This window comes from Corallococcus llansteffanensis (genome assembly GCF_003612055.1).
Taxonomy (GTDB): Bacteria; Myxococcota; Myxococcia; order Myxococcales; family Myxococcaceae; genus Corallococcus; species Corallococcus llansteffanensis.
In genome coordinates this window covers 1-7,025 of the sequence record NZ_RAWB01000524.1, presented here as the reverse complement: position 1 = coordinate 7,025, position 7,025 = coordinate 1, and the positions used below count along the sequence as shown (strand labels likewise).

Sequence of the window (7,025 nt, the reverse complement as noted above, 5' to 3'; positions counted from 1 at the left end):
GCGCAGAGCCCCGCGACGAGCAGGAGCGTGAGGGTGCCAATCCGCCGCACGACGAAGAGGCCCGGATGCTCGGGGTCCTCCAGCAGGGGCAGCCGCGTGGGGAGCGGCGGTGCGGTGGGGCGCGGGGGCTCATGCGTCATGACAGGTCACTCCCGGAGCCGCCTCAGGCGGCGTCCGCCTCGCCCACGCCCGCGCGGTACAGCCGCTGGTAGGGGGCACAGCGCGCGAGCAGCTCCGTGTGCGGGCCCCGGCCCACGAGCCTGCCTCCCGCGAGCATCCACACCTCGTCGGCCAGGGGAGCGTTGATCAGCCGGTGGGTGATGAACAGCACCGTCTGGCCGCGCTCCCGGGCGCGTGCGAGCAGCGCGCGGACGATGGTGGCCTCGGTCTCCACGTCGAGCTGGGAGGTCGCCTCATCCAGCAGCAGCACGGGCGCGTCGCGCAGCACCGCCCGGGCCAGCGCCAGCCGCTGCCGTTGTCCGCCGGAGAGGCTCGCTCCCGCCTCGGCCACCGGCGTGTCGTAGCCCCGGGGCAGCGCGGCGATGACGGGCTCCAGCTGGCAGAGCCGCACCGCGTGTCGCAGGTCCTCGTCGGATACGTCGGGAAGTCCCAGGGTGAGGTTCTCCCGCAGCGTGCCGTGGTACAGTTCCACGTCCTGCCACACCACCGCGAGCTGCCGGCGCAGCTCGGAGAGCTCCAGCGTCCGCGCGTCGTGCCCGTCGTAAAGCACGCGTCCCCGGCCGGGCTCCTCCAACCGCGTCAAGAGCCGCGCCAGCGTCGTCTTCCCCGAGCCACTCGCCCCGACGATGGTCACCACCGCCCCGGGCTCCACGCGAGCGCTCACCTCGCGCAGCACGTCCTGCTCCGGCGCGTAGCCGAAGGACACCCCTTCCAACTCCACCCCGCCGCCCAGCCGCCGCACCAGCGGTGCCGGCAGCCGCAGGGAGCGGTTCGGATCCTGCTCCGGCGTCTCGTGCAGGTACTCGAAGAAGCGCCGCAGGTGGACGCCGCGCTGGTGCATGCTGGTGACGAAGGCGATGACCTCGATGACCGGGCCGCGCAGGTACGCGGCATAGGCCACGAAGGCCACGAACCCTCCGAGCGTCAGCTTCCCCTGGAGGATGAGCCGCCAGCCCAGCCACGTGAAGAGCGCCGTCTGGGCCGCCTCCACGGTGCGCTCGAACATCCGCAGCCGCCCCTCCACGCCATGCGCCCGCAGGTGCGCGCGCAGCACCGACCGCATGAGCCCCGCCGCGCGCTGGTAGACGAAGGGCTCCAGCGCCAGCACCTTCGTCGTGCGGCTCTGTCGCAGCGTCTCCACCTGCAAGGCATTGAGCGAGCCGTGGACGCCCATCACCTCCTGCCACGCGCTCCCCATGGCGCGCCCCATGACGAGCGGCACCGCCACCACGAAGGGCAGCGTGGCCAGCGCCGCCAGCGCCAGCTCCCAGTGGAGGGACGCCAGGGTGAAGGGAATGACAATCACGAAGGTGCACTGCGAGAAGACGAGCCGCAGCAGGCCCAGCACCAGCGACATCCCGGCCTTCGCGTCCTCGAAGCGACTGGTGAGCTCCCCCACCTGCCGCCGGGAGAAGAAGCGGTCCGGCAGGTGCTGCAGGTGGTTGAAGAGGTAGAGCGCGGCGGAGTTCTCCAGCTTGATGTTCAGGTAGGACGAGTAGTAGCCCAGCAGCGAGTCCGCGAGCGCCGCCGCCACCGATGCGGCGAAGATGCTGATGACCAGGACGTGGAGCAGCTCCAGGTCCCGCAGGGATGAGACGTGGTCGAACAGCAGCCGCGTGAGGAAGGGCGGAATCAGGCAGAGCAGGGTGATGACGGGGCCGAGCAGCGCGCCCCGGGCGAGCGAGCCCCACGCGGGCCGCAACAGCCGCAGGAGCGCGAGCAGGTAGCGCGCCGACTGCCGCAGCCCCGGCGGGGCCTCCTGCATCGCGCCATGGGGTTCCATCACAGGTGCGTGAGCACGCCCCGCGCCAGCGCGTCCACGTCCTCGGGGATGGCGTAGACACGCAGCCCGGTCTGCTGCTCCAGCCGCCGCCGCGCCTCCTCCAGCACCTCGTCGCGGACGCCCAGGAACCACGTCTCGGTCCACCGGCTGCCAAGCAGCTTGCGCCCGCCCATCATCGCGAGACCCACCACCGTGCAGGGCACGCTGTGCTCGCGCGCCAGCGTCTCCAGGTACTCGCGCGTCGCGAGCACGTCCTCCGCCCGCGTGTCCACCGCCACGCTCAGCACCACCAGTCGCGGCAGGAATGTCTCGTAGATGAGCGTGGAGGCATTGGCCCGGCGGTCCGCGCCGGCCGGCGAGTAGAGCAGCCCGTTCTGCCCACCGGTGATGACCAGGTCGCAGCCCCGGGCCAGGTCCGCCATGAGCCGCCGCTCGAACGCCAGACGCTGCGGGGGCTCCACGCGCAGCACGCGCGAGTAGCCGGTGTCCGCGCCCAGCAGGATGCCCGTGGGCTCCGTGGCGTGATGGCGCACGCGCACGTGCCGCGACAGCGCCTCGCGCAGGTAGACCTGCGTGGTGAACTTGCCCTGCACCGTGTCCGTGCCGAAGACGCCCAGCAGGTTGCGCGGCCCGTAGTCCACCGGCCCCGGGTGGGCGAGCGCGTCCTGTTCGGGCACGGCCACCCGGAAGAAGAGGGACGGATCCGGCTCCAGCCCGTCGAACAGGTCGTAATAGAGGATGTCGTCGTACAGCGACACCACCGGCAGCCGCTTGCGCGTGGCGACCTCGAGCAGCGCCCGCACGTGCGGCACCTCGGTCTCGAAGTTGAGCGAGCAGGTGAAGACGACCGCGTCGAAGTCATGCTTCGCGATGTCCGCCGGGTCGCTGCACACCGGCACGGACAGCTCCCCGGCCTGGATGTACGCGCCCGCGTCGCTCAACGACACGGTGTCGTCGAAGACAACCGAGGCCGGCGCGAGACTCTGGTCGCGGAAGCGCAGGAGCGCGTAGCCCTCCTTGTTGTACTTGAAGACGGCGGTCTTCTTCCCCCCGAGCACCTCCGTCACCATCGCGCGCGTGTACAGGTGGCGGCTGCGCAGCGTGGGGGCCTGCTGGATGGGCAGTCGCTGGTCGCCCTCCCAGATTTCACCCAGCTTCCGGTACAGCACCTCCGGGTCGTACTTGGGATAGGCCCGGGTGTCCGGCGCGATGAGCAGGGGCACGCCGTAGTCCGGCATCTGGAAGGTGTGCTCGAACTCGGAACCCTCCACGCGCAGCGCGTAGCGGCCCTGCGGGTGCAGAAGGAAGTACTGGAAGCAGACGCGCAGCCCCGCGACGTCGACCACCTCGGGGTCGAGCGTGAGCTCCCGGCGCGCGTCGCCGTTCGAACCCTCGCGGGACAACCGGCGCAGGAGGAACGGCGGCGGCGCTTCCTCGCCGGGCCTCCCCACGTGGACGAGCACGCACTTGAAGGGGTCGACCGGGAAGGCCGTGAGCAGCTCGGGCGTGAAGGTCGGCAGGCGCGAGACGACGTCCGCGAAGCGCGAGAGGAACAGCGCGCGCGCCCGCTCCCGCTGGGAGGGGTCCGGCATCATGAAGAGCAGGTCGCTGCCGCTGAGGACCTCGAAGCGGCGCCACGTCTCCCGCGTCTCCGCGTCCACCGGCTCCGGGACGTGGGCCTCCGCGAGCTTGATGAGCGCGTACATCCAGCAGTTGCCCGGCGTCAGCCAGTGCTCGCTGTAGAAGTCCCGCCCCCACGTCGAATAGTAGAGCCGGGGCAGCGACGGCGCGGGGGGCGGCGACGACACGGTGATGGCCGCCTCACGAGGCTGCGCGGGCTGCATCACGCCGTCGAGCCACTCGATGCCTTCGTGCCACCAGTGGCCGAACAGCTCGGTGTCGAAGGCCAGCACGAACGTCTGTCCGTCCTGGACGAGCGAGCGGCGGGACTCCAGCAGGTCCCAGAACGCGCGCACGTGGTGGGGCACCTGGGCGCGGGCGGCCTCGCCGTCGTAGAGCCCCTTCTCGCCCAGCCCCACCTTCTGGCCGCTCACCGCGTGGTACTTGAGGCCCGTCCACACGTGCCCCCGCCGGTGGGCGGGCACGGGCACGCCCAGCTCGTCGAAGTACTCGGGCCTGACGTCGAAGCCCACGTCGCGGAAGAACTCGCGGTAGACGGGGTGGGCCGGGAACGTGGAGTCGGGCGACTTCCAGAGGTGCAGTCCGATGCGGTAGTCGTGGACGAGCACCTCCAGGCCCTCGTGGCGGAACACGCCGCTCGGGTCCTGGGGCTGGGACGCGCCAATGCCATTCAGACTGAGCGCGGTGCGGCGGATGCCGTGGCGCGTGAGCACGCGCTCGAGCCCCGGCTGGAACGCGCACTCGGGCAGCCAGAAGCCGTCCGGCTCGCGGCCGAAGACCTCCTGGAAGGACTCCACGCCCCGCGCCACGAGCCGGTCCGCGATGGCGGGCTCGAAGAAGGGCAGGAAGTTGTGCTGCGGCGAGGACGTCCACAGCTGCACGCCCGGCAGCCGCGAGCGCCCGAGCTGGCCGAACACGTCGCGCAGGCTGTGCTCCCGCAGGAACGCCAGGCTGTCCTCCACGCGCCGCAGGTACATGCCCGCGGTGTGGTGGACCCGGGCCAGCGCCTCGTCGGAGAGCGACTGCGGGAACTTCTCGTAGCGGTTGTAGAGGTCCAGCCGCGACGTGCGCTCCAGCTCGCGCGTGGCGATGCGCCCGAGCAGGCGCAGGTAGCCCGTGTAGCGCTCCTCGCAGGCGAGGAGCTGGTCCACGAGGCACGGGGTGAAGGACATCACCAGCGTGCCGGCGAAGCGCTGGGAGTCCCAGCGCTCCAACATCCGGAACAGCGGAATGTACGTCTCCGTCAGCGCTTCGAAGAGCCAGTTCTCCGGCTCATCGAAGAGGGGTCCCTCGCCCAACACCTGCGGCATGTGGGTGTTGAGGATCAGGGTGAGGCGGGTATTCATGGTGGGACCGCGAGACGGATGAAACGGGGAAGCGGGGGAGGCGGAAGGCTACGAGATGCCGCCGCTGCAGTCCTCGTAGGGGGACGTGGCGCCGTCCTCCGAGCACAGCCGGTGGGCCGAGTTGTAGAGGTCCTGCCAGACCGTGCCCGGCCCCGACGCGACGAGCGTGTACGTGGTGGAGGAGAAGTTCGACGTGGCGAAGCCCGCGACGTCCGGTCCGCCGTTCACCTGCTCCAGCAGCTCCGAGACATCCTTGCGCGTGTAACGCATCCATGACCTCCGTGTGTGTGATTGCGGCGCTAGTAGCAGTGGAAGGTGGAGGCGTCCTCGGCGGTGACGTGGCCTCCGTCCTCGCAGACCCAGCGGGTGCCGTAGGTGTCCTGCCACACCACTCCGCCGCCGAATGACGAGACCAGCGTCCAGTAGGAACCGCCAAAGTTCGACGTGGAGAAGCCCGTGACATCCGGGCCGCCCTGCACCGAGTCCAACAGCTCGGTGACGTTCTTGCGCGTGTATCGCATGGGGAACCTCCGTGTGCTGCACGTATGGGATGGAATGGCGAGGGCGCTAGCAGCTGCCCCCCGCGTCCTCGCTGGGGATCTGGCTGCTGTCCTCGCAGAGCCTGTGATTGGCGTAGTAGATGTCCTGCCAGATCATCGCGCCAGCGGAGGGGACCAGGGCGTACGTGTAGCCACCAATGTTCGACGTGGCGAAGCCCGTGACGTCGGGGCTGCCCTGAACCGTGTCGAGCAGCTCGGAGATGTTCTTGCGCGTGTACCGCATGGAGGGCTCCCGGGAGATGAGGGGTGTTCGCGAAAGTCGGAAGCCTAGGAAAGTGCGCGGGAGGGGGCAAGCCGGTGCCGGGTTACCGGCGCGCTGGTGTCACTTCACGCCCGCGAGCCACGTGCCCCACCGCACGATGCGCGTGCCCCCCTCGGACTCGAGCTTGCCTCCGGCGACCACGCGCTCGGTGGTGCTGGAGAGCGGCTGGAAGCGCGCCTCATGGGGCAGGCCCGCGAGCGCCGGGGCCCACGGATCGGCCGCGTAGGTCTCGGCGAAGACGCGCTGGGTGCCCTCCACGTCCTCGCGGCTCTGAAGGGTGAGGGCGGGTACGGCGCGGTCCTGCACGGTGAAGGTGCCCCGGGTGCCGGGCGCGGCGGCGGAAGGCCCGTTCGCCGAAGCCAGCGCCTCCCAGGGCAGGCTCATCAGCACCTCCTCGAGGGGCTCCGGCTCGGCCTCGGAGAAGTCGGTGCAGGGGGCCTCGTCGGTGTGGGGGTTGATGGGGCCCTCGGTGCGCAGGAGGTAGCCGCGCTCGGCGGCGAAGCACACGCGCTGCACGCCGGGCGCGGTGCCCACGTCCACGCGCCGCTCGTAGTACGCGCCCGGGCCCAGGGGCCGGTCCAGCGAGGGCGCGGGGGCATTGGCGCCGTCCGAGCCCTCGCGGAACTCGCGCAGCGTCAGCCTGGAGCCGCCCGGGACGTGGAAGCCCGCCGCCTCGGTGCTCGCCTCGAGCAGGCCATGGGTCAGGTAGAGCGGGCCCGGCGTATTGGCATACACGCGCGTGCGCAGGGGGCCGTCCACGGGGCGCTGGTCGCTGACGTAGCGCAGGGCCTCCCAGGTGCGGCCCGCGCTGGAGGGAAGCTCGGCGGTGGCCTCGCCCCCGTGCGGCACGTCGAGCGGGCGCGTCGTGTCCGCGCGCACGGGCAGCAGGAGGTCCTGCGCCAGCCGCGGCTGGGAGAGGGGCTTGCCCGCCTCGTCGGTGAAGGCCACGCGCACCCAGACCCACGGCTGCTGCACGGCCACCACCTCCAGTGTCAGCAGACCGCTGACGGTGCGAGCGGTGCCGCCCCCGCGAGGCTCGGAGCCCTGGGACGCGGAGAAGGTGTAGGTGAGCCGGTCGCCCACGCGGGCGCGCTTCCAGGCGTCAGCGTCCTGCACGGGAGAAGGCTGCTGGACCTGCGTGTCCGAAGGGGAGGGGCCCCGCGACTTCGTGCTCTCGCAGCCCGGGAGGAACGACAGGGCCGCGCCCAGCAGCGCGGCGAGGGGGAGGGGGAGGGAGGAGTGGCGCATGGGCA

Annotated in this window: 6 protein-coding genes; all 6 read right to left on the bottom strand. The window is 71.2% G+C overall.

Translation table 11 applies throughout. The annotated features are described in order from the left end of the window. Positions 1 to 163: 163 nt before the first annotated feature. The 6 genes from D7V93_RS33975 to D7V93_RS33950 all read right to left on the bottom strand — a co-directional run bounded on the left by D7V93_RS33975 (position 164) and on the right by D7V93_RS33950 (position 7,020). Positions 164 to 1,963 carry a peptidase domain-containing ABC transporter gene (locus D7V93_RS33975; protein ID WP_120647334.1) on the bottom strand — a complete coding sequence of 600 codons (1,800 nt, stop codon included), beginning with the start codon at positions 1,961 to 1,963 and terminating at the stop codon, positions 164 to 166. After that, positions 1,963 to 4,950: a DUF1611 domain-containing protein gene (locus D7V93_RS33970; protein ID WP_120647333.1), complete on the bottom strand. Its 2,988-nt coding sequence runs from the start codon at positions 4,948 to 4,950 to the stop codon at positions 1,963 to 1,965. The genes D7V93_RS33975 and D7V93_RS33970 overlap by 1 nt, the downstream gene beginning before the upstream one ends. A gap of 48 nt (positions 4,951 to 4,998) precedes the next feature. Further along, on the bottom strand, positions 4,999 to 5,220 hold the full coding sequence (locus D7V93_RS33965) for a hypothetical protein (protein WP_120647332.1): 222 nt from the start codon (positions 5,218 to 5,220) through the stop codon (positions 4,999 to 5,001). Positions 5,221 to 5,249: 29 nt separating this feature from the next. Continuing rightward, entirely contained in the window at positions 5,250 to 5,471 is a 222-nt protein-coding gene (locus D7V93_RS33960; RefSeq protein ID WP_120647331.1) for a hypothetical protein, read from the bottom strand. 46 nt (positions 5,472 to 5,517) lie between these two features. After that, entirely contained in the window at positions 5,518 to 5,733 is a 216-nt protein-coding gene (locus D7V93_RS33955) for a hypothetical protein (RefSeq protein ID WP_120647330.1), read from the bottom strand. 99 nt (positions 5,734 to 5,832) lie between these two features. Further along, complete coding sequence (locus D7V93_RS33950) at positions 5,833 to 7,020, bottom strand: DUF6068 family protein (protein ID WP_120647335.1); 1,188 nt, start codon at positions 7,018 to 7,020, stop codon at positions 5,833 to 5,835. Positions 7,021 to 7,025 lie beyond the last annotated feature (5 nt).

Coding starts and splice junctions, on each gene's coding strand:
- D7V93_RS33975 (WP_120647334.1), bottom strand. CDS start 1,963: ATGGAACCCCATGGCGCGATGCAGGAGGCCCCGCCGGGGCTGCGGCAG.
- D7V93_RS33970 (WP_120647333.1), bottom strand. CDS start 4,950: ATGAATACCCGCCTCACCCTGATCCTCAACACCCACATGCCGCAGGTG.
- D7V93_RS33965 (WP_120647332.1), bottom strand. CDS start 5,220: ATGCGTTACACGCGCAAGGATGTCTCGGAGCTGCTGGAGCAGGTGAAC.
- D7V93_RS33960 (WP_120647331.1), bottom strand. CDS start 5,471: ATGCGATACACGCGCAAGAACGTCACCGAGCTGTTGGACTCGGTGCAG.
- D7V93_RS33955 (WP_120647330.1), bottom strand. CDS start 5,733: ATGCGGTACACGCGCAAGAACATCTCCGAGCTGCTCGACACGGTTCAG.
- D7V93_RS33950 (WP_120647335.1), bottom strand. CDS start 7,020: ATGCGCCACTCCTCCCTCCCCCTCCCCCTCGCCGCGCTGCTGGGCGCG.